We start from the raw sequence: 22007 nt of genomic DNA, 5'->3' as shown, positions 1-22007 counted from the left end.
TATCGGCCTCTGGGCAACCCTGCTAGTCTATCAGTTTGCCGGTGATTTTCGCAGCGGGATAGGTGCATTGGCTCATGGTGTTGAAAGCAATCAGATTACTTTGTCTGTTCTTGATCAGCGGCTGGCTGAACGCCGCTGTGGCCCAGGATGAGGCGAAGGGGGGTGAGGAAGCGGAACCCGCGACCAAGGCTAATCCAGCGTCAAGATCCGGCTTTTCAACGGGTTTGGGCGAATGGGCGCTGGTACGGCGTTACCCGGAGCAGGCTGTTTGGCTCGATCTGGACGACGAAGGCCGGGCGTTGGGGTTGTTCCTGCCCGAATACGTTACGCCGGCAACCGGGGCTTTACTGATACTGGCCGACGAAGGCCAGACGGCCGATGAGGGTGTGCTGGGATCGTTGCGGGTGGCGCTGGCGGAGCGGGGTCTTGCGGTGATGACGGTTGGCCTTGGGCTGCCGCCGGAGGCGATACGGCGACATCGCATGGATGTCATGGCGCCTGGCCTGGATGATGACGCCGGACAGAACCCGGATCAGGGCGGGAATACATCGGATTCGGTCATGATTGATGTGGCTGAGGAACCGCCTCTTGATGACCTGACCGCAGATTTTCGAAATTCGGTTCGTACAATTCTGTCCGCCGGGGTAGCCGTATTGCAGCAGCGTGGCTATGAACGTGTGGGCGTGCTGGGCATGGGCTGGTCTGCCGACTATGTCACGGACTGGGCGGCGGACGCCGCTGCCGTGTCTGCGGTGGTCTGGCTGGCCCCCCGGTTTCCGGCCCGGCAGGCCGTTACCTTGCCCTCGTTGTTGAAGGAGCGAAACGGAGGACAGGGATGGCCGGTGCTGGATCTGCATGATTCCGCTGGGCCTTCCGGCGCAGAGGGCCGGGCGCGGGCGGCGGCGTTTGCTCGCGCGGATGTGGCCGGTTACGACCGTCAGCCCGTGGCCCTCAATCGACCACTCCGGGCTGAAGATGCGAGGCGGGTTGCCAGCCGGGTCAGTGCCTGGCTGAAAAACCTGTCGGCCAGCGGGGATTAAAGTGCCCGATGTCTCTGGCGAATCAGTTCCCAGGCCTGTTGATAGCGTAACAACCGGTCTTTTGCCATCGCCACTTCCGAGGGCGCCAGTTTCTGTTGCGCCAGTTTGTCCGGGTGGCAGGCGGAAACCTGTTTGCGGTAAGCGCGTTTGATGGTCTCCAGCGAATCTCGCCGGGTTACGCCCAGAATCTGGCAAGCCTGCTCGTAGGTCGCCGGCTTTTGCGGCGGCGCGGCAGTGCGAATCCACACTTTGCTGGCGTAGCTTTCGAAAATGTCATCGCTGATGACAACGGGCAACCCCATATGGCTGATGGCGTCTTCGCAGCGGTAGCGCCGGGCCTTGCCGGGCTGGCCCAGGATTTGTGCGCCATGGCACAGGCAGATAGCGGTTTTCAGGGCCGGTGCCGGCCACAGCAGCAAGGCCAGGCGCAGTATCAGGCCCTGGCGCAGGGGCAGATGGTCAGTGTCCTTGCCCTTGCGAAACTGATCGATGGCTTTGCGGCGTTGCCTGGCCGACAGGGCCAGGGCTTTCATCAGGGCTTCGGCATAATGAATGTCCGGTTCCCGGACCCGGCCATCGGCCTTGGCAATGTAACCCAGAAAAAAGAACAGTGGCTTGCGGTACCAGCGCGGCAGGCGCGCGCGCTCCAGCAGGGTGCTGGCCTGATGTCCGCAACTGGACAGTTCCTGCAGCAGTTCCTGGAACGACGACTCCATTCTCGCCGGCAGGGCGGGTGGATTGCTCTGCCTCATGATGTCCGGGCCCTTTCGTGCAGCCACTGGTCCAGGCTCTGCAATCGTTCTGGTGTGCCGACGTCCACCCACTGGCCGTTATGATGCAGGCCGGTGACCCGGTTGCGGGCCATGGCCCTGCGCAGCACAGGGCCAAGTTTGCCGGCGGAATCGTCCAGTTCATCAAACAGGCGCCGGTGCAGCACGCTGATACCGGAGAAGGTGAGTTTTTCGGTCCCGTCAGGGTTCAGAAAGCAGTTGTCCTGAAGATGAAAATCCCCCTCAGGGTGGTGGGGTGGATTAGAAACCATCACCAGCAGGGCATCGGCATTGGTCGGGGCCTGGAGCTGGCTGAAATCGAAATCGCTCCAGATGTCACCGTTGACCACCAGGAACCAGTCGTCGCCCGCGTCGGTCAGCAGAGGCAGGGCCCGGATGATGCCACCGGCGGTTTCCAGCGGTTCACCCTCTGCAGAGTAGCGAATGCTGACACCAAAGGCCTCGCCATCCCCCAGCCGGGCTTCAATCTGTTCCCCCAGCCAGGCATGGTTGATCACAATGTCGCTGAAACCGGCGTCGCGCAGGCGCTCGATATGATGAACGATCAGGGGCTGCCCCCCGGCTGACAGCAACGGCTTGGGGGTGGTCAGGGTCAGCGGGCGCATACGCTCGCCTTTGCCGGCGGAGAGAATCATAGCCTTCATGGTCAGCGAACTCCCGGCTCCGGCAGCGGGCCAATGCGCTGTTCGATGGCCGGAATCACGGTGCTGCAGAGCCACTCGTGAAAATGCCGGAAGGCTGGTTGCCGGGCGCTGGCATCTCGCAGATAACTGACGGTGCGGGGAATGTCAGCCAGGTAGCCGGTCTTGCCGTCGCGAATGGCGAGGCGGGCAAAAATGCCGGCGGCTTTCAGATGGCGCTGCATGCCCATGAGCTCAAACCACTGCCGGAAAGTATCTGCATCAGCGCGGTGCAAGCCGGCCTGCTGGCTGGCGTTACGAAAATGCTCCAGCCAGCTTGCCAGTCGCTGTTCCGGCCAGCGCACGTAGCAGTCTTTGAGCAGGGAGACGGCATCATAGGTGATGGGGCCGCGTACGGCATCCTGAAAATCGATCACGCCGGGAACCGTCTGGCTATCACGGACCAGAAGATTGCGGGAGTGGTAATCGCGGTGCACGGTGACTTCCGGCTGCGCCAGGGCACTCTCCCGGAGCAGGCCGAAGGCGGTGTCCAGCAGCGCCCGTTCCTGGTTGTCGAGTTCCAGCCCCAGGTGTTTTTCCAGCAGCCAGTCCGGGAATAGCGCCATCTCCCGGTCGAGCAGGGCTTGGTCATAGGCGGGCAGTGGGTAGTCTGCCGGGTCGTCCAGCCCGGCAATACGCGCCAGTTCGTCCAGCGCGGCCCGATACAGGGTGTCCACATCGCCCTGTTCCAGGGCCGTTAACATCAGCAGATCGCCCAGGTCTTCCAGTAACAGAAAACCCTGCTCAAGATCCTCGGCGGCAATGGCGGGCACGGCGATACCGTGTTGATGCCAGTGCCGGGCGATGGCCACAAACGGAACGCAGTCCTCGTGCTCCGGTGGAGCATCCATCACAATGAAGGGGGCGGGTTGCCCGCCCGGCACGTCTTTCCAGACCCGGAAGTACCGTCGAAAACTGGCGTCGCCGGAAACCGGTGTCGGGCTGGCGGCCGAGAAGCCGGGAATTTGCCTGACCCAGCGGGTCAGCAACTGCAAACGGTTATCCATGGTCAGATCAGCATTCCTGGATCGGTGGATGATGGCCGGCGCGTTAACCGGGCACTCTCTGCACCGGAGTATAAAGAGGGTAAAACGGAATTGCAGCGGGCTTTCCGTTAACAAGCCTTGAGGGCGCGTGTAAACTAGGTGCCCTTACGCCCAGCCATCATTCAAATGGAACAGGAATTTCGTCAACGTGCCCAGCCATTGCTCTTCCCTGTTGTGCGCCAGGTTCCGGCTTTCAAGCCTGGCCGTCATCGTGGCATTGGCAGCGAGTGGTGTACGTGCCGAGGGGGCGGGTAGCAGCCCCAGCGCCGCTGAGATTGACTGGCGCCCGCGCAGTGAATTGCCGCCAGAGGTGGCCGGTCGGCTGCCGGTATTCTGCGAGGGAGGTTATCTGCCTGGCACGGTTGGCGGCGATGGCGCCGTGGTGCCGGGCGAGGGCATTGAGGGTTCCATGCCACTGGAAGCCAGTGCCCTGAACGCCCGCTATGAACTGGATAGCGAACTCTACCTGCAGGGTGATGTGCGCCTGCGCCAGGGTCCGTTCCAGGCGACCGGCGCGGAGGCACGGTACAACCAGCAGTCCGGCGAATTGCAACTGCAAGGACCGCTGGTCAGCCGAGGTGAAGGCTTTCTGCTGACCGGGCAGGACGCGAACTATTCTACCCAGTCCGGGCAACTGGATATCAACACGGCCACGTTTCTCCTGCACGAGTCGGAACTCAGGGGCGAGGCCTCATCCCTGTCCAGGGTCAGTGAAAGCCAGGTGGTTATATCCGATGGCATGATCACTACCTGTGGTCCGGGCCAGAACGACTGGTCGATTGTGGCATCGGACATCGAGCTGGATCAGGCGGAAGGTTTTGGTACTGCACGGCACGTGCGGCTGGAAGTGTTGGATGCGCCGGTATTCTACTGGCCTTACATTACCTTCCCGATTGATGACCGCCGCAAGACCGGATTCCTGTATCCCCAGTTTGGCTCGTCCAGCGCTGGTAGCGGGGCTTATCTGGCCTTGCCGTACTATCTGAATCTGGCACCCCATTATGATGCCACCCTCACACCGCAGTATATCCACGGTCGCGGCCTGTTCACGGAAGTGGAGGGGCGCTACCTCAGTCAGTATGGCGAATCGGTGCTGCAGCTGGGGTATATCGACAATGATTCTGCTTTTCGGGATGAAAATCCGGGTGAAAATGGCGAGCGCTGGGCTCTTGATTTCACCACCCGGGCGGCATTTGGCGGAGGCTGGAGCGGCTACGGCGATTACTCGGTGATTTCAGATGAGGATTATCTGAGCGATCTGAATCGCAGTCTCGAAATAGACCAGGCGACGCATCTTCAGCGTCGGGGTGGTGTTCGTTACTACGGAGCCAATCAGTACTTTGAAACGTACCTGAACGGCTACCAGACCATCCCTGACCGTATCGCCGACGTTGATAAGCCCTATGCCCAGTTGCCGGAAGTGATCTACGGTGGCTCGCTGGAAGCCGGCTGGCTTGAGGCCAGCCTGGAAAGCCAGTACACCTGGTTCTACCGGGACAATGAGAACCTTACCGGCCTGGACAAGGCCAACGGCCAGCGGTTACGGGCGATTCCCGAACTGGCGTTGCCCATGAGGGCGCTCTGGGGCTTCAGTCGTCCCTCGGTCAGCCTCGACTACACCCGCTACGAGCTGGATGACTACACCCTGGGTGACGCCGGCTTTGACCGCACCGTGCCGGTGTTCGAGTGGGACAATGGTTTGTACTTTGATCGTCGATCCAGCCTGTTTGACGTACCCTACAACCAGACCCTGGAGCCCCGGCTGTATTACGCCTGGGCCGATGCCGAATCCGATCAGAACTATATCCCGGATTTTGATACCGGCATCCGCAGTTTCCGCTTTGACCAGCTGTTCCGGCGGGACCGGTTTACCGGCGGGGATCGGGTCGGTGACGCCAACCAGTTGACGGTGGCGCTCACCAGTCGTTTCAATGACCTCCTGACCGGGGCGGAGCGGGCTCGGGTGAGTGTTGGCCAGGTGCGCTATTTCGAAGATCGTGAAGTGGATCTGTTTGGCGAGGGCGCATCCGACCGGAGCCGCTCACCGCTGGCGGGCGAGTTGGTGCTGAACCCCATCGACAATCTGGAGCTTCGTTCTTCCCTGCTGTGGGATCACGAAACCCGGAAAACCGAAGAGGGCCGCAGCCAGCTGATTTTCCACTCCGAGGATTATCGTTACCTGGCGACACTCGGACATACCTACAGCCGGCCGGATGAGCTGGAACAAACCGACATTGGAACGGTCTTTCTGGTAACGGACCAGGTCAGTGCCATTGGTCGCTGGGTCTGGGATTCTGAGCTCGACCGAACCGTGGGCACCCTTGCCGGTCTGGAATATAACAACTGCTGCTGGAGTTTTCAGGTGGTGCACCAGAACTACCTGACTGATGACGAAGAACTGGACACCCGCTTGCTGTTCCGGATTGAACTGAAAGGTCTGGGCGGCAGTGGCGGTGCATCCGACAACATCGCGGACGCCATCTACGGCTACGACGAGCGAGAGCGCCGGAGGTTCGGAAACCCGCGCCGTTGAACGAACCCGAATCTGCAGGCCGACCCGGCTGCGATCACGATTTTACAAACCAAGAGGTGATTATGAAGGCGACTGTCCGCCACGGACTGACAATTCTGCTGACACTGGCCATGGTGGTGCTGTCAGTGACTGCTCAGGCCGAACGAAAACTGCTGGACCGTGTGGTTGCGATCGTGGATGACGAGGTGATCCTCCAGAGTGAGCTGGACGCCCGTATCAATACCATTGTCGGTCGCCTGAGCGCGCAGGGCACTGGTCTGCCGCCCCGGGAACTGCTTGAGCAGCGGGTACTGGACCAACTGATTCAGGAATCCCTGCAGCTGCAGATGGCCGACCAGATGGGCATGCGCATCAGCGACAACGAGCTGAACGAGACCCTGGCCAATATTGCCCGCAGCAACGGCATGACCCTGGCCGAATTCGAAGGCCAGCTGGCGGAAGAAGGGGTGACCTATCAGCAGGCCCGGGAACAGATCCGCAATGAAATGCTGACCAGCCGGGTGCAGCAGCGTCGCGTAGGTAACCGGGTACGCGTTACCGACCGGGAAGTGGAAAACTATCTCCAGGCCCAGCAAGCCAACGGCAGTACCGATGCCGAATACCGTCTGGCCTATATCTTTATCGAAGTTGACGACCCGGCCAGCGAAGCGTCGGTGGATGAGGCCCGGGAGACAGCACAGGCCTTGCGCCAGCAGATTGCCAACGGTCGGGACTTCCGGGAAGTAGCGGTTGCCGAATCCGATGCCAGCAACGCCCTGGAAGGGGGCGACATGGGCTGGCGATCTGAAAGCCAGTTGCCCTCACTGGTCGCACCGGTGGTACCGGATCTGGAAGTTGGTGAGCCTTCGCAGGTGCTGGAAAACAACAGTGGTTTTCATCTGGTGATGGTGATGGACAAGCGCGGCGGTGAGCAGCAGCAATTCATCCAGCAGCACCGGGTCCGGCATATCTTGGTACGGCCTTCCGAAGCGGTGACCGATGTGCAGGCGGAGCAGCGCATTCGCGAGATCTACCAGCAGTTGCAGGATGGCGCCGACTTTGCCGATCTGGCCCGTGAACGCTCGGACGATCCGGTCTCCGGCTCGGACGGCGGTAATCTGGGCTGGGTAAGCCCGGGCCAGATGGTGCCCGCTTTTGAAGAAGCCATGAATCAGGCGCAGGTGGGCGAATATTTCGGGCCTTTCCGGTCCCAGTTTGGCTGGCACATCCTGCAGGTGGAGGAGCGCCGGCGCCAGGACGTGACCGAACAGAATCGCGAGTCCCAGGCTCGTCAGGCCATCTATATGCGGAAATTCGAGCTGGAATTGCAGAACTGGCTGCGTGAGATTCGGGACGAAGCCTTTGTTGAGTTCAAGGGTGAATATGCCGATATGAACCCGGAGAGCGAGGAAGCAAACCCGTCATGAGCACACCGGTGATCCTGGCACTCACTGCCGGCGAACCGGCCGGCATCGGCCCGGAACTGTGCCTGCAACTGGCAACCGGGAGCCGGGACGCCGGCCTGGTGGTGATTGCCAGCCGCGAACTGCTACGAGACAGGGCCAGCCAGCTCGGGCTCCAGATTGAGCTGCATGACTGGCAGCCAGGTGTAGCCGCAGCAACCCGGGCGGGTCATTTATCGGTACGACATGTTGAAGGTTGTGGTTCCACGGTGGCCGGCAGGCTCGATAAAGCTAACAGTCAGTACGTGCTGGACACCCTGACTATCGCCGCCCGCGGTTGCCTGAATGGCGATTTCGACGGCATGGTGACTGCACCTGTGCACAAGGGCGTTATCAACGAAGCCGGCATCGTCTTCAGTGGCCACACCGAATTCCTGCAGGAGCTGTGTGGCGTAGAACGGGTGGTGATGATGCTGGCCACGGAAGAACTCCGGGTGGCATTGGTAACCACCCACTTACCCCTGAAAGACGTTTCTGCGGCCATTACACCGGACCGGCTGACTCAGGTGACGCGCATTCTGAATGCGGACCTGAAAGCCTTTTTCGGTATTGATCAGCCGCGTATTCTGGTGGCCGGGCTGAATCCCCACGCCGGTGAAGGGGGCCATCTGGGCCGGGAAGAAATCGAGGTGATTGAGCCGACCCTCGAACAGCTGCGGGCCGAGGGAATTCAACTGACCGGGCCGTTGCCGGCGGACACTCTGTTCACCCCGCACTGGCTCGACAATGCCGATGCGGTACTGGCCATGTATCACGATCAGGGTCTGCCGGTACTGAAATTCCAGGGCTTTGGCCGGGCCGTTAATATCACTCTGGGCTTGCCCATTGTCCGTACCTCGGTTGACCATGGCACTGCCCTGGATCTGGCCGGGACCGGCAAGGCCGATGCCGGCAGCCTGCATACCGCTATCCGTGTGGGCGAGCAGATGGCCCAGTGCCGTAAAGCCACAGGGGCCGGAGAACTCTCATGAGCAACAAACACGGGCACCAGGCCCGTAAACGGTTTGGCCAGAACTTCCTGCATGATCCCGGTGTGATAGAACGCATCGTGCGCGCGATCAATCCCAAGCCGGAAGACTCGATTGTTGAAATCGGCCCCGGTCTGGGGGCTATTACCGAAGAAATCCTTGCCATCAATCCCCGTTTGCAGGTGGTGGAACTGGACCGGGACCTGATTCCGGTGCTGCGCACCAAGTTCTTCAACTACCCGGAATTCCGGATTCACGAGGCCGATGCCCTCAGTTTCGATTTCAGCCAGTTGGTGAGTGACCGGCCTTTGCGCATTGTCGGCAACCTGCCTTACAACATCTCCACCCCGCTGATCTTTCATCTGCTGTCCCAGAGCGGTGTGGTGCAGGACATGCACTTCATGTTGCAGAAGGAAGTGGTGCAGCGGCTGGCGGCGGTACCGGGCGACAACAATTACGGCCGCCTGGGTATCATGGCCCAGTATTTCTGCAAGGTGCAGCCGCTGTTCGAAGTAGGCCCTGGCGCCTTCCGTCCGGCCCCGAAAGTGGACTCTGCCATTGTCCGCCTGGTGCCCCACAAGGAACTGCCGTACCCCGCGAAAGACCTGAAAACGCTGCAGGCAGTGGTACGCACCGCGTTCAATGCCCGCCGAAAAACCCTGCGCAAGGCGCTGGCGGCCATGGTTACCGTAGAACAGCTGCAGTCCCTCGGAATCAACGATGGCCTGCGCCCGGAAAACCTGGGCCTGGCCGACTATGTCAGGATTGCGGATTTGCTGGCAGACACTGGTAAGCTGCAGGCAGATGACAACGAGGTAAGTGATGACTGACTACGCCATCGGCGATATTCAGGGTTGCTACGATCGCCTGCGGGATGTGCTGGCGAAAGTTGATTTTTCGCCGTCCCGTGACCGGCTCTGGGTGGCCGGTGATCTGATTAACCGCGGCCCGTCATCACTGGAAACCCTGCGCTACATCGAAAGCCTGGGCGATGCCGCCGTCGTGGTACTGGGCAACCACGACCTGCATCTGCTGGCGGTCGCGCTTGGGGGCCACAGCCCGAAGCGCAAGGATACGTTGCATGACATTCTGGACGCACCGGATCACGACCGGCTGATCCAGTGGCTGCGCCAGCAGCATCTGTGCGTGCACGACGCCGGCCGAAACCTGGTGATGGCCCATGCCGGCCTGCCGCACATCTGGAGTGTGGAGCAGGCCGTGGCCTGTGCCCGGGAAGTGGAAGCCGTGATCCGGGACGACCAGGCGGGCGAATATTTCAGCCAAATGTATGGCAATCAGCCTGAAGCCTGGTGTGATACCCTCACCGGTATGGATCGCTGGCGAGTGATTACCAATTATTTTACCCGCATGCGTTTTATTGCCAGCGACGGCCGCCTGGAACTGGCTACCAAAGAGTCGGCCGATCAGGCGCCTGAGGGCTATGCCCCCTGGTTTACCTATCCCCGTCAGGACGATGTGAAAGTGGTGTTTGGCCACTGGGCTGCGCTGGAAGGCAACACCGGCAGCGACCGGTTTATCGGGCTGGACACCGGGTGTGTATGGGGCGGCGCCCTGACCATGATGAATCTCGATACCGGAGAGAAAATCCACTGTGACTGCGGCTGACCCCGGAACCCGGATTGTACGCTGGGCACTTGTCGCCGGCGCCGTCGCCGGCCTGCTGGCCGTTATGGCTGGCGCTTTCGGTGCTCATGGCCTGCGCCATGTGGTGTCTGAACGCGGCCTTGAGGTGTTCCAGACGGCTGTCAGCTACCAGATGTACCATGCCCTGGCTTTGGTGGCCGTTAGCCTGATGCCGGCGCTTGGCCTGTCGGGGAACCTGCTGACCCTGGCCTGTGGATTCTGGCTTGCCGGCATGATGTTGTTCAGTGGCAGTCTCTACCTGCTGGTTCTGACAGGAATCCATTGGCTGGGCCCGGTGACACCGGTGGGCGGCGTCTGCTTTATGGTGGGCTGGGTGTTGCTGATTGTCGCAGCCCTGAAGAAGTAACGGAGGCAATGGTAACCATGTTGGTACAGGTGAATGGCGAGGCGATGGAACTCCCGAGCGGAGCGACCGTTGCCGCCCTGATAGAACAACTCACCCTGACCGGGAAACGCCTGGCGGTGGAGGTCAACGAAGACATTGTGCCCCGCAGCCAGCACCCGCAGTTCACCCTGAATGAAGGTGACCGGGTGGAAGTGGTCCACGCCATCGGTGGTGGTTGATACCTCATCAGAGCCAGGCGGTTCCCGCTCTTACTTTATCCAGATAACTCAGGCAGGTTATGACAGAGACACCAGAGATTCAGCTCCCCGAAGACAAACCCCTGGAAATCGCCGGCAAGGTGTACCAGTCCCGCTTGTTGGTGGGCACTGGCAAATACCACGACCTGATGGAAACCGGCCATGCTATCGAGGCCAGTGGTGCCGAGATCGTGACTGTGGCCGTACGCCGTACCAACCTGGGCCAGAACCCGGATGAACCCAATCTGCTGGACGTGATTTCCCCGGAAAGCTACACCATCCTGCCCAATACCGCCGGCTGCTACACCGCCAAAGATGCGGTCCGCACCTGCAAGCTGGCCCGGGAACTGCTGGATGGCCACGATCTGGTCAAACTGGAAGTGCTGGGCGAACATAAAACCCTGTACCCCAACATGCCGGAAACCCTGATCGCGGCTGAAGAGCTGATCAAGGATGGCTTCAAGGTGATGGTGTACTGCTCGGACGACCCTCTGCTGGCCATGTGCCTGGAAGAAATGGGCTGCGTGGCCATCATGCCTCTGGGGGCGCCGATTGGCTCCGGCCTGGGTATCCAGAACCGCTACAACATCCGGCTGATTGTCGAGAACGCCAAGGTGCCGGTGCTGGTGGATGCGGGTGTTGGTACGGCCTCGGACGCTACCATTGCCATGGAGCTGGGCTGTGACGGCGTGCTGATGAACACCGCGATCGCCCAGGCCAAAGACCCGATCAGAATGGCCAATGCCATGCGCCTGGCCATCGAATCCGGCCGTGAAGCCTACCTCGCCGGCCGTATGCCCAAGAAACTGTATGCCAGTGCCTCGTCACCGATCGACGGCACTTTTTTCTGAAAAGTCCCTCCCTCGCCGGGGAGGGCATATAAAACCAAAACCAGAATTTCAGAGCGCTGTAGTCCTGTCATGACCAACCAGAAACCCAGTCGCCGGGAGTCTATTCTCCAGGCGCTAGTCGAGCTGTTGCAAAGCGATCCCGGTGCCCGAATCACCACGGCTGGCCTGGCCAAAACCGTGGGCGTTACCGAAGCGGCCTTGTACCGGCATTTTCCCAGCAAGCGCAAAATGTTTGAGGCGCTGATCGAATTTGCCGAGGAGGCGGTTTTTTCCCGTTGCCAGGTGATTCTGCAGGAACAGGAGGATGTGCGCGTGCGCCTGCAGCAGCTGTCGCATCTGGTGCTGGTGTTTGCCGAGCGTAATCCGGGCCTTTGCTGTGTGCTGACTGGCGATGCGCTGGTGGGGGAGGATGAATCCCTTAGAAAGCGGGCATCCCAGTTTTTCGAGCGGCTGGAAACCCAGATTCGCCAGGCCCTCAAAGAAGGTGAAATTCGCCAAGGCCTGCGGCCCAGAACCACGGCGGCCCGTGGTGCGGACTTTGTCATGGTGTTCGTGGAAGGCCGGATTCAGCGCTTTGTGCGCTCTTCGTTTTTGCGTTTGCCGACGAGTGATTTCGACGAGGCCTGGGGGCTGGTGTCCGAAGCGGTCTGGGGATAAAGGTTGGGAGGTGGTGTACCCCTAGCCTGATGGTTTTGGAGAATGGCACTGGCTGGAAGCCCTTTCCCGAAACCGCTACAAGCACATCCCTGTGCGCTTCTCTCCGGCCATCCATGGCCTCTGAAATTTCGGGAAAGGGCTTCCAGCCAGTGCCGATCGTGCCTCGGTGAAATGTCGATAAAACTCAGTCGTAACCCGAAGCAGTCCGCAGAATTGAGCGCACTGGCGCCCACACGGCCGGCGCCGAGATGAGAATATCCCGCCCATAGAGATCCGCCGGATAGCCCTCCGGAACTTCCCCGAAATGGCCTACCGTAGCGCCAGCTTCTTTTGCGATCAGACGGGCGGCGGCGAAGTCCCAGGGGCTGACGTTTTCGTAGTAGATGTCCAGCCGGCCACAGGCCACCCAGCAGATGTCCAGAGCGGCGGATCCGATCCGGCGCAGGTCGCGGCACTGGTGAATCATGGCGTCCAGGCGGCGTACCAGCGGTTCCAGGTTGTCCTTGGTGTACGGAAAACCGGTGGCGAACAGCGATTGTCTGGGATTGGTCGCGCCGCTGTGGCGGATAGGTTGGTTGTTCAGGGTTGCGCCTTCGCTCTCGGTGGCCCGGAAGGTCTCGCCGGGAAACGGCGCGTGCACAACGCCCACCCGCACTTTGCCCTTCTCGGCGTAGGCGATGGACACCGCAACCTGCGGATGGCCGTAAGCGTAGTTCACCGTGCCGTCGATGGGGTCGACTATCCACAATGGCGTTTCCAGCTCTTCCGCCTGGGACAGATCCGGCATGGTTTCCTCAGAGAGGATGCGGTGGTGGGGGAAGCGTTCGCGGATGGTGCCGGTGATGAATTCGTCGGCCATCACGTCGGCGTGGGTGACCAGTTCGGTCTGGTGTTTGTAGTCGGTGCGCAGGGTGTTTTCTTCCCGCTCGTGGCGGATCAATTCGCCGGCTTCGCGGGCCAGGGCTTCGGTGAAATCGGTGATTTCCTGGAGAGAAACTGAGTCAGACATGGCACCCCCGCGGTTTTTGAAACTGTGAGGGTGCCAGTCTAGCACGGCAGGTTTACAGGCTGTTCAGCCACTTCTCCATTTTATCCATGGCCAGCACCAGTTTTGGGCAGGCCTGCTGGACAAAGCTGTCATCCAGTTCCTGATCGGCGTAATCGCCACCGGCCAGGTTCAGGGCCGCGGTACCGTCGAAATCGACAAATGCCAAACGGGCGCCGAGGTGGTCCGGTACAAAGCCGAAATCACTGGAGGGCAGGATGGCGACGCCGGTATTCTCCAGCAGGGCGGTGCAGAAGGCCTGGGAAGTCTTGATGTCCTTGCGGGCCAATTGGTCGCGGAAACCGGAGAAGTCCGGGAACAGGTAGAACGCACCTTCGGGCTTCTGAACCACCGCGCCCATGTCGGTCAGACGGCGATGCATGTATTCACCCACCACTTTCAGCACCCGGCGGGACTGAACCAGGTATTCCTCAATATCCTCACCACCATTGAAAGCAGCAATGGCCGCATGCTGGATGGGGGCACTGGTGGCGGTGTAGGTTTCGCTGGCGATGATTGCCATGGCGTCCTGCAGTGGCCTCAGCTCGGGCGGGAAGATAAAGGTGCCCAGGCGCCAGCCGCCGGCGCCGGCCCACTTGGACAGGCCGGTGCTGATGATGGTGCCTTCCGGGTAGTAGCGGGCAATGGACTTGTGCTTGCCCTCAAAGTGCACTTCTCCGTAGATCTCGTCTGAGAGCAGGATCAGCTTGTACTTGCGGGCCACGTTGGCGATGGCCAGCAGCTGGTCGTCGGTGTAGGTGCAACCGGTGGGGTTGGACGGGTAGTTGAGAATCAGGATTCGCGGGCGCGACGGGTCGTCCCGGCAGATAATGTCCAGTTCCTCGGCGGTCAGCTGCCAGTTGTTCTCAGCGTGGGTCGGCAGCCAGTGCACCGAGCGACCGATGATGCGGGCCTGGGGCGCGTAGGACACCCAGCTCGGGCGCGGGATCAGCAGGTCGCCGTAGTAGGCCAGCTGCAGCATGAACAGCAGCTCTTTGGAGCCCGGGCCGATCAGCACGTCTTCCCAGGTACAGCGCATGCGCTCGGCCCGGTTGATGTAACCGGCAATGGCCTGGCGCAGGCCTTTCAGCCCCTTCACCGGCAGGTAGTCTTTCTCGTGGGCGTGTTCTTTGAGGGCATTAACCACACGTTCCGGTACCGGGAACGGAGACTGGCCCAGTCCCAGCTTGATAATGTCCTTACCTTCCGATCGCAGCTGGTTGCTGAGTTCGTTGATACGCAGGGTAGAGGAAGGCTGGATGCCCCGAACGTTCAGGTTGATGGCGAAGCGGTGGTCGTTTTTGATGTCCATTGTCCCGGTCTGTTGGTTGGTGGTGACAATGGCAGTATAGGAAAATTATCGCGCCCTGATCCACACTTCCACCCGGCCGTTTCTCTGGTTACCGCTGCCACCGACAGGCATGTATTGTCCGTAACCAGTGTAGGCCACCCGGGGCAGTCCTGTCTGGTGCAGGGCCTTGCGAACGGACAGCGCGCGCAGTTCGGAAATCATCTGGGCCCGCAGTTCGTGGCTCTGGGCGTCGGCAAAGCCGATCAGCAACAGGTCGTCCGCGGAGCGGCCATGCTGTTCCAGGTAATCGATGACTCGTAGCAGGTCACGCTGGGCCTTGTTATCCAGCTTGGTGCGGCCTTCCGAGAACCGGAAGTTCACAGTCAGGCGCTGATACTCGGCGGTCAGGCGCTTGAAGGTGTCCGGCACCGAGCTATCAAGCTCCGGCTTTACCGCAATCGGGTTCTGGGAAATAAAGCCGGATTCGGCCACCAGCGCCTGCCCTTCATTGCCGAGGGCGAATTCAATCAGTCCGCGGGCGAATTCCGGGGTCTGGTTGCCCATGGTGTACATGAACAGCCGGCGTGACAGCGGGTAGTCTTCGCTGGCCACGGTGAGCTGGTTCGGTTTCAGGGCCGGGGCATTGCCGTCGGAAATGGCCAGCAGCTTGCTGTTGCGCACCGAGGCCAGGCCGGAGAAACCGATGCCGCCCGGGTCCCGGGACACATCGTCGGAAAGCTGGTCGTTGGATTCATAGCGCATTGCGCTGCTGTCCAGCGTGTAGGTTTTACCGAGGACCAGGGATTTGAAAGTATCCCAGGTGCCGGAACGGTCGTCCCGGGCGTACAGGCTGATGGCGTGGTCCGGGCCGCCGAGTTCTGACCAGTTGCGGATTTCGCCGGCAAAGATCTGCCCCAGTGTCTGTATGCTCAGGCTGCTGACGGGGTTGGACGGGTGCACCAGGATGGCCAGGCCGTCGATGGCGATCACATGTTCACTTTCCAGCGCGGTCAGGTCGGCCTGTGCATTGACCTGATCGGCCTCGCTCTGTTTGACCGGGCGGGACGATGCCCAGATACCGGCCTGGCCGCTAGCCAGGGTGCGAAAACCGGTGCTGGAACCATGGGCGGCCACCAGCACGCTCAGGGGACCACCTTCGCTGGTCACGCCCAGGATCTTTTCGTTCTCTACGCCGGTTGCACCCGTTTGCACGGAGCCGTTACCAATCTGTTCCAGATAACCGGTCACCAGCATGGGTGCCAGGGTCGCCCCCACGGTGTTGGAGCCGTGGATTTCCAGGTTATGGGCCAGAGCAGAGGACAACGGCAGGGCGGTCAACAACGCCAGTGCGCCAGCCTTGAAGGCTGCAGAAATGGAATAAGACATCACCAGAAAACCTATTCAGGACAAGAAGTTGTGCTGGCGCAAGGATGCTACATAAATATGACAGTTATGTTTCAGGCCGGTCGGGCAGGGCCTGGATTCGGGATTTTAAGGTAACGAATTGTAAACAGTCTTTCGGTCAAAACCGGTGTGGATCCAGTTCCATATGCACAATTTTGCGGCCGAGCATGATTACCCGGCCGGTATAGCGTTCTTCGCCGGTGGTGGCAAAGTCGAACAGAAAACGGCGCCATACCCGCAAGCTGCCTTGTGGGTCCCGTTTGAACCAGAGGCCCCGCAGGTACACCGCATCGTCCAGCAGCAGTACGTCCATGCTTTTGCAGTAGCGATGGGCCGCTTTCAGCACCGAGTCTTTGATGGCTTTGGCCTGCCACCAGTACCAGACAACAAAGCCGGCAATAAACAGCCAGAAGAGGGTTCCGAGGGTCAAGGGTGTGTCCTGTAGAGTTCTGTGTGAACAAGCATGGCTGGCAGCCAGCCTACCTTATCCTGTGGTGTCGGGGAATTGTGATGTTGGTGATATCAGGGCTTGATGGGTATCAAGAAATTGCCAATAACCATGTGGGTAATAGGGTTTTTGCAAGATATGGCTAGGGATTTGTGGGATTGTTGCTTAAAACAGCAGCCTCACCTTTTGCCTGTTCGAGTGGTATGCAGAACTTTATCGCCAATCCTGAGCTGGAATCTTACCTTCGCCTGAACCGTGCCGCCTGTGGGGAGTGGACCCTTGCCCTGCAGGATTTGCTGGGCTGCTCAGGGCTGGCCTGTGATTTGTCCCGGCCAAAAGAGGAAGTAGGCTCGCTGTCGGCACTGGGCGTGGGCGGCGGCCTGGTAGCAGCCTTGTCGGTGAGACAGGGCCTGGAGCTGCAGCACTGCCGTCTGGAATCGGTGTTGCTGGTGTTTCCGGTTCAGGGCCACTGTGAGCTTCTCTCTGATGGCGCGGCTGCCAATACCCTGCTTCCATTTCAGCTAATCCTCCCGGGGCAAACCTTCAGTCTTCGGGTGACGGCCGAAAGCCGCCTGCTCCTGTTGATGCCGGCCGAGCAGCCACAGGCGGTGCAGCTGGCCGCGGCAACCAGTGAGGCGATCACCCTGAGTATCCAGCGGTTTCTGTACCAGGCCGGATTTCTGCAAGACCACCATCAGGGATGCCAGGCGGCAGAAACCGTCTTGCGGGAGGTTAGAGAGATTCTGGCGGGAAGTTCAGGTGTTACCAAGGTAACCGAAGCCGTACCGGAGCCGGACCGCCGGTTGCTGAAAGCCATCAGCAAGATACGGACAGAGCCGGACTGGCCCTTTGACCTGCAGGAGTTATCCAGCCACGCCGGAGTGAGCGAGCGTAACCTCTACTACCTGATGAAACGGCAGACCGGAATGACACCCTACCGCTATTACCAGCGCTGCCGGCTGATCCGCGTGCGCCGGCGGCTGGTGGATTGCCAGTGTGCAGTGCCCCATATCTCCCGCTACGCCGGTGATGAAGGCTTCAGCCACTTTGGCCGTTTCGCGGCGCTCTACCGGGAACACTTCGGAGAGCTGCCCAGCGAAACGGTTCAGTGGCGCCGGCGTTTGCAGGCTCAGGAGCTGCTGGCGCCGGCACTTTCCTGATCTTCGTGCTCATCAGCGGCGGAGCCGTGATGATCACGGGCGAGCAGGATGTAGAACGCCGGCAATACGAACACGGTGAACAGGGTGCCAATGCCCAGGCCGGCACTGATGGTCAGGCCGATGGCAAACCGGCTTTCGGCGCCGGGGCCCACCGCGATCAGCAGCGGCACCATGGCGAAGATCAGTGCCAGTGAGGTCATGATGATCGGCCGCAGGCGAATAGCTGCTGCCTCAATCACCGCTTCTACTTTGTTCAGGCCTTGCTCTTTCTGCAGCTGGTTGGCGAACTCCACAATCAAGATGCCGTTCTTCGACACCACACCAATCAGGGTGATCAGGCCCACCTGGGTGTAGATGTTCATGCTGGCGAAGCCCAGCACGATGAACGCCATGGCGCCGGCAACCGACATGGGCACCGACACCAGGATGATGATCGGGTCGCGCCAGCTTTCGAACTGCGCCGCCAGTACCAGGTAGATCACCAGCAAGGACAGGAAGAAGGTCACCACCAGGGCGCTGCCCTGGGTCGCCAGCTGCCGTGATTCGCCGGTGTAGTCGAAGCTGAAGCCCTGCGGGAACACTTCGCCTGCGGTCTGCTCCATGAATTCCATGGCGGTACCGGCGGCCACGCCGGGCATGACTACCCCTTCGAGCGTGAGCGAGTTCAGCTGGTTGAACTGGGTGCGGTTGGATGGTTCCACTTCCTCGGTAAAGCTGACCACACTGGACAGCGGCACCAGCTCGCCGTTGCCGGCGCGGATGTAGTAGTCATCCAGTGCTTCCCGGCTGGCGCGGAACTGGTCGTCCACCTGCGGAATCACCTGGTAAGAGCGGCCTTCCATGTTGAAACGGTTGATGTAACCGCCACTGAGCATGCTGGCCAGCGACTGGCCAACATCCTGCATCGACAGGCCCAGGTCTGCCACCCGGTCACGGTCCACGTTAATGCGGGTGCTCGGCTTGTCGAAGTTGATGGATTTCTTCAGGAACATGAAGTTGCCGCTCTGCATGGCCTTGCCCAGCAGTTCATCGGCCACCTGGTCCAGCTGCTCGTAGCTGCCGCCGGTGGTGATCACAAACTGGAACGGCAGGCCACCGCCGGAACCCGGCAGGGCCGGCAGCGGGAACACCGCGGTTTGCAGGCCGGTGACATTCTTCAGCTCGGCATCCAGCAGCGGCTGGGCCTCGAACTGGCTGATTTCCCGCTCGCTCCAGGGCGACATCTTGAAGCCGCCAAACACGGCGTTCGGGCTGGTGACACCCAGGATCATGAAGTCTTCGTTGTAGCCGGGCACGGTGGCCATGCGGTCCTGCACTTCCTGGCCGTGCTCATAGAGGTAGTCCAGGGTGGACGTTTCCGGCCCCAGACCCTGATAGAACAGGATGCCCTGGTCTTCGGTGGGGGCCAGTTCGTTCTGGCTCATCATCACCATGAAGTAAATGGAACCCAGCACCACCACAGCGAAGAACACCACCACAGACTTGGTCTGCATCAGCGAGGTCAGTGCTGCTTTGTAGGCATTGGCCAGGCCGTTGAAGGTTTTCTCGACCAGTTGCTCGAACTTGCCCGGGTTGCCGTGTGGCTTGAGCACCTTGCCGGACAACATGGGCGATAGGGTCAGGGCCACGATGCCGGAGATGACCACGGTGCCGGCCAGGGTGAAGGCGAACTCGGTAAACAGCGAGCCCACCAGGCCACCCATAAAGCCGATGGGGGCGTACACCGCCACCAGGGTGGTGGTCATGGCGATGATGGGGGTAGCCATCTCCCGGGCGCCGTTAATGGCGGCCTCGAACCGGGATTCGCCCTGTTCGATATGCCGGTGCACGTTCTCCACCATGATGATGGCGTCATCCACCACCAGGCCGATGGCCAGCACCATAGACAGCAGGGTCAGCAGGTTCAGGGAAAAGCCGAACATCAGCATGATGAAGGCGCCGCCAATCAGCGACAGCGGCACGGCAACCGACGGCACCACGGAGGCACGTACTGAGCCCAGGCACAGGAACACCACCACCAGTACGATGATCATGGCTTCGATCAGGGTACGGATAACTTCGTTGATGGAGTCGTCGATAAAGTCCGAGGCATCGTAGGCCAGGCGTACATTCAGGCCGCTGGGCAGCTGGCTTTCGATGTCGGGCAGTTCGTCTTTCACCAGTCCGGCTACCGTCAGCGGGTTGGCTCCGGGCGCCATTTCGATGGCCACGTAGGTGGCCGGCTGGCCTTTGTACAGGGCCAGCTGGTCGTAGTTCTGGGAGCCCAGTTCCACCCTGGCAATGTCCTGAAGGCGGATCAGCGTGCCGCCGGATTGCTTCACTACCAGGTTGCGGAAGGCTTCCGGGTCCGCGATGTCGGTGTCGCTGGTCAGGCTCACTTCGGTGTACTTGCCCCGGGTCTGGCCCACGGCGGCCTGGTAGTTGTTGGCCCGCAGCTTGGCGGCCACTTCTACCGGCGTCAGGTCTACCGCAGCCAGTCGTTCCGGATCCAGCCATACCCGCAGGGCGAAGGTTCGGCCCAGCAGCTGGGCCTTGCCGACGCCAGACAGCGCCTGCAGCTTCGGCTGCACAACACGGGTCAGGTAATCGGTAATCTGGGGTACATCCATCTCGGTGCTGTAGAAAGCGATGTACATCAACGCGGTGTCGTCACCGGTGGTGGAGGTGATCACCGGGTCTTCGGCTTCCGCTGGCAGCACGTTGCGCTGGCTGGCCACCTTGGCCTGGATTTCCGCCAGGGCATCGTTGGCGTCGTAGTTCAGCACCATCTTGGCCTGGATGGTGGACACGCTCTGGGAGCTGGTGGAGGTCAGGTAATCAATGCCGCTGGCTTCGGCAATGGCCTGTTGCAGCGGCGTGGTGATAAAGCCCTTGATCAGGTCCGAACTGGCACCGGGGTAGGCGGTGGTGACCGTCACCGTGGTGCTTTCCAGCTTCGGGTACTGGCGGATTTCCATTTCCATGGCGGCCCGGGCACCGAGCAGCAGGATCAGCAGGCTGACCACCGTGGCCAGCACTGGCCGGTGGACAAATATATCGGTGAATTTCATTACTCAGACGCCTCCTGGCCGGATTCGTCCTGAATCTCAACCCGCTGGCCCGCCCGCAACCTGAGCAGGCCCTTGGCAACCACGGTTTCACCGGATTCGAGGCCGGACGTTACGGAGGCCCTGCCCTCACGGACTTCGCCAGTGGTGACGCTGCGGCGGCTGACCACCAGCTGGCCTTCATCGTTTTCTTCCACTACGAACACGAAGTTGCCGTAAGTGTTATAGGAAATAGCCTCGCGGGGCAGGGTGACGACTTCGTTATCCCGGGGCTGGCCGGTCTGGACAGTGGCAAACATACCCGGGCGCAGCAGGTTATCTTCGTTGTTCAGGATGGCGCGTATGCGCACGGTGCGGGTTTCCGGGTTCACCGAGGTGTTAATGGCGCTGACGTCACCCTCAAAGGTGCGGTCAGGCACTGCGGCTACAGTGACAGACACCGGATAGCCCTGGTCGACATCCGGCAGGTATTTCTCGGACAGGGTGTAGTCCACATAAATGGGGTGCAGCATGTTGATCTCGACGATCGGGGTGCCGGTGCCGATGTACTGGCCCTGGTCCACCATCCGGATGCCCAGCTTGCCGTCAAACGGGGCCTTGATCACCTTCTTGTTCAGCTGGGCCTCGGCCTCGTTCACCCGTGCCCGGGCGGCATCGTAGTTGGCCTTGGCTTCGTCGTACTGGGACTGGGACACGGCGCGCCGCGGCAGCAGGTCGGAAATCCGCTTGAACTCCTGCTGCGCCAGTTGAGCCTCGGCCCGGCGGGTGCGCAGGGCGGCTTCGTCGATAGCGGCATCCAGGCGCACGAGAACGTCCCCCTGTTTCACCGTATCCCCGGATTCAAAATTGATACTTTCGATCACCCCCGGAACCTCGTTGGCCACCTCAATACCGTTAATGGCCTCTACGCTGCCCACCGCCTTGATGGCCGGCTGCCAGTTTTCGGTGATTGCCTCGGTTACGGAAATGATCGCTGGCGGCTGCGGCTGTGACAGCATTTCCTTCATCTGGCCAAACTGCATGAACTTGTAGCCGAAGATGCCGCCAAGGACGACACCAAGGAAAATGACGACGATGACAAAACGGGATGCGGTGCGCATAGGTCTGTTCCTGGAGTGGATTCCTGTAGTTTCGGACGCCTGCCGGGGGGTGTTCATTAAAGTCAATAGGCGTTTTGGATTAGCATGCTACAAAAGCGACAGGACATTGTCACTATTGCAATTACGCCAGGTGGTGTGGGTTAGATTACCGTGGTTGATGTGTGCGGGTATTGCGGCCTATGCCGCCTATGGTTTCGGTGCCAGCCATGCAGGTTGGGCGGCTATGGGTGGTGTTTTCATCGCTGGATGACCGGGCC

21 protein-coding genes are annotated in these 22007 nt (G+C 60.6%); 12 read left to right on the top strand and 9 right to left on the bottom strand.

What is annotated here, in order from left to right; genetic code table 11:
• Positions 1 to 74 precede the first annotated feature (74 nt).
• A complete protein-coding gene (locus Q675_RS29185) occupies positions 75 to 1040 on the top strand; it encodes a DUF3530 family protein (RefSeq protein WP_023011299.1) in 966 nt (321 codons plus the stop codon).
• Here Q675_RS29185 and Q675_RS29180 read toward each other — a convergent pair.
• The 3 genes from Q675_RS29180 to Q675_RS29170 are packed head-to-tail and all read right to left on the bottom strand — an operon-like array spanning position 1037 to position 3518.
• Entirely contained in the window at positions 1037 to 1792 is a 756-nt protein-coding gene (locus Q675_RS29180) for a DnaJ domain-containing protein (protein WP_011786924.1), read from the bottom strand. The genes Q675_RS29185 and Q675_RS29180 overlap by 4 nt on opposite strands.
• Entirely contained in the window at positions 1789 to 2475 is a 687-nt protein-coding gene (gene murU / locus Q675_RS29175; protein ID WP_023011298.1) for an N-acetylmuramate alpha-1-phosphate uridylyltransferase MurU, read from the bottom strand. Before murU ends, Q675_RS29180 begins: the two co-directional genes overlap by 4 nt.
• Positions 2476 to 2477: 2 nt before the next feature.
• Positions 2478 to 3518 (bottom strand): aminoglycoside phosphotransferase family protein, encoded by a 1041-nt coding sequence (locus tag Q675_RS29170; protein WP_014422789.1) that lies wholly within the window; start codon positions 3516 to 3518, stop codon positions 2478 to 2480.
• A 238-nt stretch (positions 3519 to 3756) separates the two neighbouring features.
• Between Q675_RS29170 and Q675_RS29165 the strand changes: the two genes are divergently transcribed.
• From Q675_RS29165 to slmA, 9 genes are all read left to right on the top strand, one after another.
• On the top strand, positions 3757 to 6090 hold the full coding sequence (locus tag Q675_RS29165; RefSeq protein ID WP_051995618.1) for an LPS-assembly protein LptD: 2334 nt from the start codon (positions 3757 to 3759) through the stop codon (positions 6088 to 6090).
• 62 nt (positions 6091 to 6152) lie between these two features.
• On the top strand, positions 6153 to 7496 hold the full coding sequence (locus tag Q675_RS29160) for a peptidylprolyl isomerase (protein WP_011786920.1): 1344 nt from the start codon (positions 6153 to 6155) through the stop codon (positions 7494 to 7496).
• On the top strand, positions 7493 to 8503 hold the full coding sequence (gene pdxA / locus Q675_RS29155; RefSeq protein WP_023011296.1) for a 4-hydroxythreonine-4-phosphate dehydrogenase PdxA: 1011 nt from the start codon (positions 7493 to 7495) through the stop codon (positions 8501 to 8503). Before Q675_RS29160 ends, pdxA begins: the two co-directional genes overlap by 4 nt.
• Entirely contained in the window at positions 8500 to 9330 is an 831-nt protein-coding gene (gene rsmA / locus Q675_RS29150; RefSeq protein ID WP_011786918.1) for a 16S rRNA (adenine(1518)-N(6)/adenine(1519)-N(6))-dimethyltransferase RsmA, read from the top strand. Before pdxA ends, rsmA begins: the two co-directional genes overlap by 4 nt.
• Positions 9323 to 10126, top strand: coding sequence for a symmetrical bis(5'-nucleosyl)-tetraphosphatase (locus Q675_RS29145; RefSeq protein WP_011786917.1), 804 nt, complete (start codon positions 9323 to 9325; stop codon positions 10124 to 10126). The genes rsmA and Q675_RS29145 overlap by 8 nt, the downstream gene beginning before the upstream one ends.
• Complete coding sequence (locus Q675_RS29140) at positions 10113 to 10511, top strand: DUF423 domain-containing protein (protein ID WP_011786916.1); 399 nt, start codon at positions 10113 to 10115, stop codon at positions 10509 to 10511. Before Q675_RS29145 ends, Q675_RS29140 begins: the two co-directional genes overlap by 14 nt.
• Before the next feature lie 17 nt (positions 10512 to 10528).
• Positions 10529 to 10729: a sulfur carrier protein ThiS gene (gene thiS / locus Q675_RS29135; RefSeq protein WP_011786915.1), complete on the top strand. Its 201-nt coding sequence runs from the start codon at positions 10529 to 10531 to the stop codon at positions 10727 to 10729.
• Positions 10730 to 10788: 59 nt separating this feature from the next.
• A complete protein-coding gene (locus Q675_RS29130) occupies positions 10789 to 11598 on the top strand; it encodes a thiazole synthase (RefSeq protein WP_023011294.1) in 810 nt (269 codons plus the stop codon).
• Between the two features lie 69 nt (positions 11599 to 11667).
• On the top strand, positions 11668 to 12255 hold the full coding sequence (slmA, locus tag Q675_RS29125; protein WP_023011293.1) for a nucleoid occlusion factor SlmA: 588 nt from the start codon (positions 11668 to 11670) through the stop codon (positions 12253 to 12255).
• A gap of 184 nt (positions 12256 to 12439) precedes the next feature.
• On the opposite strand, the gene Q675_RS29120 is transcribed toward slmA, so the two are convergent.
• From Q675_RS29120 to Q675_RS29105, 4 genes are all read right to left on the bottom strand, one after another.
• The gene (locus tag Q675_RS29120; RefSeq protein ID WP_011786912.1) at positions 12440 to 13264 is read right to left on the bottom strand and encodes an inositol monophosphatase family protein; all 825 of its coding nucleotides are present in this window, start codon (positions 13262 to 13264) and stop codon (positions 12440 to 12442) included.
• 52 nt (positions 13265 to 13316) lie between these two features.
• Complete coding sequence (locus Q675_RS29115; RefSeq protein WP_023011292.1) at positions 13317 to 14612, bottom strand: pyridoxal phosphate-dependent aminotransferase; 1296 nt, start codon at positions 14610 to 14612, stop codon at positions 13317 to 13319.
• A 45-nt stretch (positions 14613 to 14657) separates the two neighbouring features.
• On the bottom strand, positions 14658 to 15977 hold the full coding sequence (locus Q675_RS29110) for a substrate-binding domain-containing protein (RefSeq protein ID WP_023011291.1): 1320 nt from the start codon (positions 15975 to 15977) through the stop codon (positions 14658 to 14660).
• Between the two features lie 136 nt (positions 15978 to 16113).
• Positions 16114 to 16425, bottom strand: a complete 312-nt coding sequence (locus tag Q675_RS29105) for a DUF3301 domain-containing protein (protein ID WP_011786910.1) — start codon at positions 16423 to 16425, stop codon at positions 16114 to 16116.
• A 221-nt stretch (positions 16426 to 16646) separates the two neighbouring features.
• On the opposite strand from Q675_RS29105, the gene Q675_RS29100 reads away from it, so the two are divergent.
• Positions 16647 to 17603: a helix-turn-helix domain-containing protein gene (locus Q675_RS29100; RefSeq protein WP_023011290.1), complete on the top strand. Its 957-nt coding sequence runs from the start codon at positions 16647 to 16649 to the stop codon at positions 17601 to 17603.
• On the opposite strand, the gene Q675_RS29095 is transcribed toward Q675_RS29100, so the two are convergent.
• Together Q675_RS29095 and Q675_RS29090 are read right to left on the bottom strand one after the other, a co-directional pair.
• Positions 17573 to 20653 carry an efflux RND transporter permease subunit gene (locus tag Q675_RS29095; RefSeq protein WP_011786908.1) on the bottom strand — a complete coding sequence of 1027 codons (3081 nt, stop codon included), beginning with the start codon at positions 20651 to 20653 and terminating at the stop codon, positions 17573 to 17575. The genes Q675_RS29100 and Q675_RS29095 overlap by 31 nt on opposite strands.
• Positions 20653 to 21750, bottom strand: a complete 1098-nt coding sequence (locus Q675_RS29090) for an efflux RND transporter periplasmic adaptor subunit (protein WP_011786907.1) — start codon at positions 21748 to 21750, stop codon at positions 20653 to 20655. The genes Q675_RS29095 and Q675_RS29090 overlap by 1 nt, the downstream gene beginning before the upstream one ends.
• On the opposite strand from Q675_RS29090, the gene Q675_RS38120 reads away from it, so the two are divergent.
• The gene (locus tag Q675_RS38120) at positions 21725 to 22000 is read left to right on the top strand and encodes a hypothetical protein (protein WP_152525363.1); all 276 of its coding nucleotides are present in this window, start codon (positions 21725 to 21727) and stop codon (positions 21998 to 22000) included. The two genes, Q675_RS29090 and Q675_RS38120, sit on opposite strands and share 26 nt — an antisense overlap.
• Positions 22001 to 22007 lie beyond the last annotated feature (7 nt).

This window comes from Marinobacter sp. EN3 (assembly GCF_000475315.1).
Classification (GTDB): Bacteria; Pseudomonadota; Gammaproteobacteria; order Pseudomonadales; family Oleiphilaceae; genus Marinobacter; species Marinobacter nauticus.
The sequence above is the reverse complement of the archived record's forward strand: the minus strand, read 5'-3'. Positions and strand labels throughout refer to the sequence as shown.

Bases quoted from the DNA above. Each gene is read 5' to 3' on its own strand.
- Q675_RS29185 (WP_023011299.1), top strand. From the start codon at position 75: ATGGTGTTGAAAGCAATCAGATTACTTTGTCTGTTCTTGATCAGCGGC.
- Q675_RS29120 (WP_011786912.1), bottom strand. From the start codon at position 13,264: ATGTCTGACTCAGTTTCTCTCCAGGAAATCACCGATTTCACCGAAGCC.
- thiS (WP_011786915.1), top strand. From the start codon at position 10,529: ATGTTGGTACAGGTGAATGGCGAGGCGATGGAACTCCCGAGCGGAGCG.
- Q675_RS29170 (WP_014422789.1), bottom strand. From the start codon at position 3,518: ATGGATAACCGTTTGCAGTTGCTGACCCGCTGGGTCAGGCAAATTCCC.
- Q675_RS29130 (WP_023011294.1), top strand. From the start codon at position 10,789: ATGACAGAGACACCAGAGATTCAGCTCCCCGAAGACAAACCCCTGGAA.
- slmA (WP_023011293.1), top strand. From the start codon at position 11,668: ATGACCAACCAGAAACCCAGTCGCCGGGAGTCTATTCTCCAGGCGCTA.
- Q675_RS29110 (WP_023011291.1), bottom strand. From the start codon at position 15,977: ATGTCTTATTCCATTTCTGCAGCCTTCAAGGCTGGCGCACTGGCGTTG.
- rsmA (WP_011786918.1), top strand. From the start codon at position 8,500: ATGAGCAACAAACACGGGCACCAGGCCCGTAAACGGTTTGGCCAGAAC.
- Q675_RS29180 (WP_011786924.1), bottom strand. From the start codon at position 1,792: ATGAGGCAGAGCAATCCACCCGCCCTGCCGGCGAGAATGGAGTCGTCG.
- Q675_RS29115 (WP_023011292.1), bottom strand. From the start codon at position 14,612: ATGGACATCAAAAACGACCACCGCTTCGCCATCAACCTGAACGTTCGG.
- Q675_RS38120 (WP_152525363.1), top strand. From the start codon at position 21,725: ATGACAAAACGGGATGCGGTGCGCATAGGTCTGTTCCTGGAGTGGATT.
- Q675_RS29090 (WP_011786907.1), bottom strand. From the start codon at position 21,750: ATGCGCACCGCATCCCGTTTTGTCATCGTCGTCATTTTCCTTGGTGTC.
- pdxA (WP_023011296.1), top strand. From the start codon at position 7,493: ATGAGCACACCGGTGATCCTGGCACTCACTGCCGGCGAACCGGCCGGC.
- Q675_RS29100 (WP_023011290.1), top strand. From the start codon at position 16,647: ATGCAGAACTTTATCGCCAATCCTGAGCTGGAATCTTACCTTCGCCTG.
- murU (WP_023011298.1), bottom strand. From the start codon at position 2,475: ATGAAGGCTATGATTCTCTCCGCCGGCAAAGGCGAGCGTATGCGCCCG.
- Q675_RS29160 (WP_011786920.1), top strand. From the start codon at position 6,153: ATGAAGGCGACTGTCCGCCACGGACTGACAATTCTGCTGACACTGGCC.
- Q675_RS29145 (WP_011786917.1), top strand. From the start codon at position 9,323: ATGACTGACTACGCCATCGGCGATATTCAGGGTTGCTACGATCGCCTG.
- Q675_RS29095 (WP_011786908.1), bottom strand. From the start codon at position 20,653: ATGAAATTCACCGATATATTTGTCCACCGGCCAGTGCTGGCCACGGTG.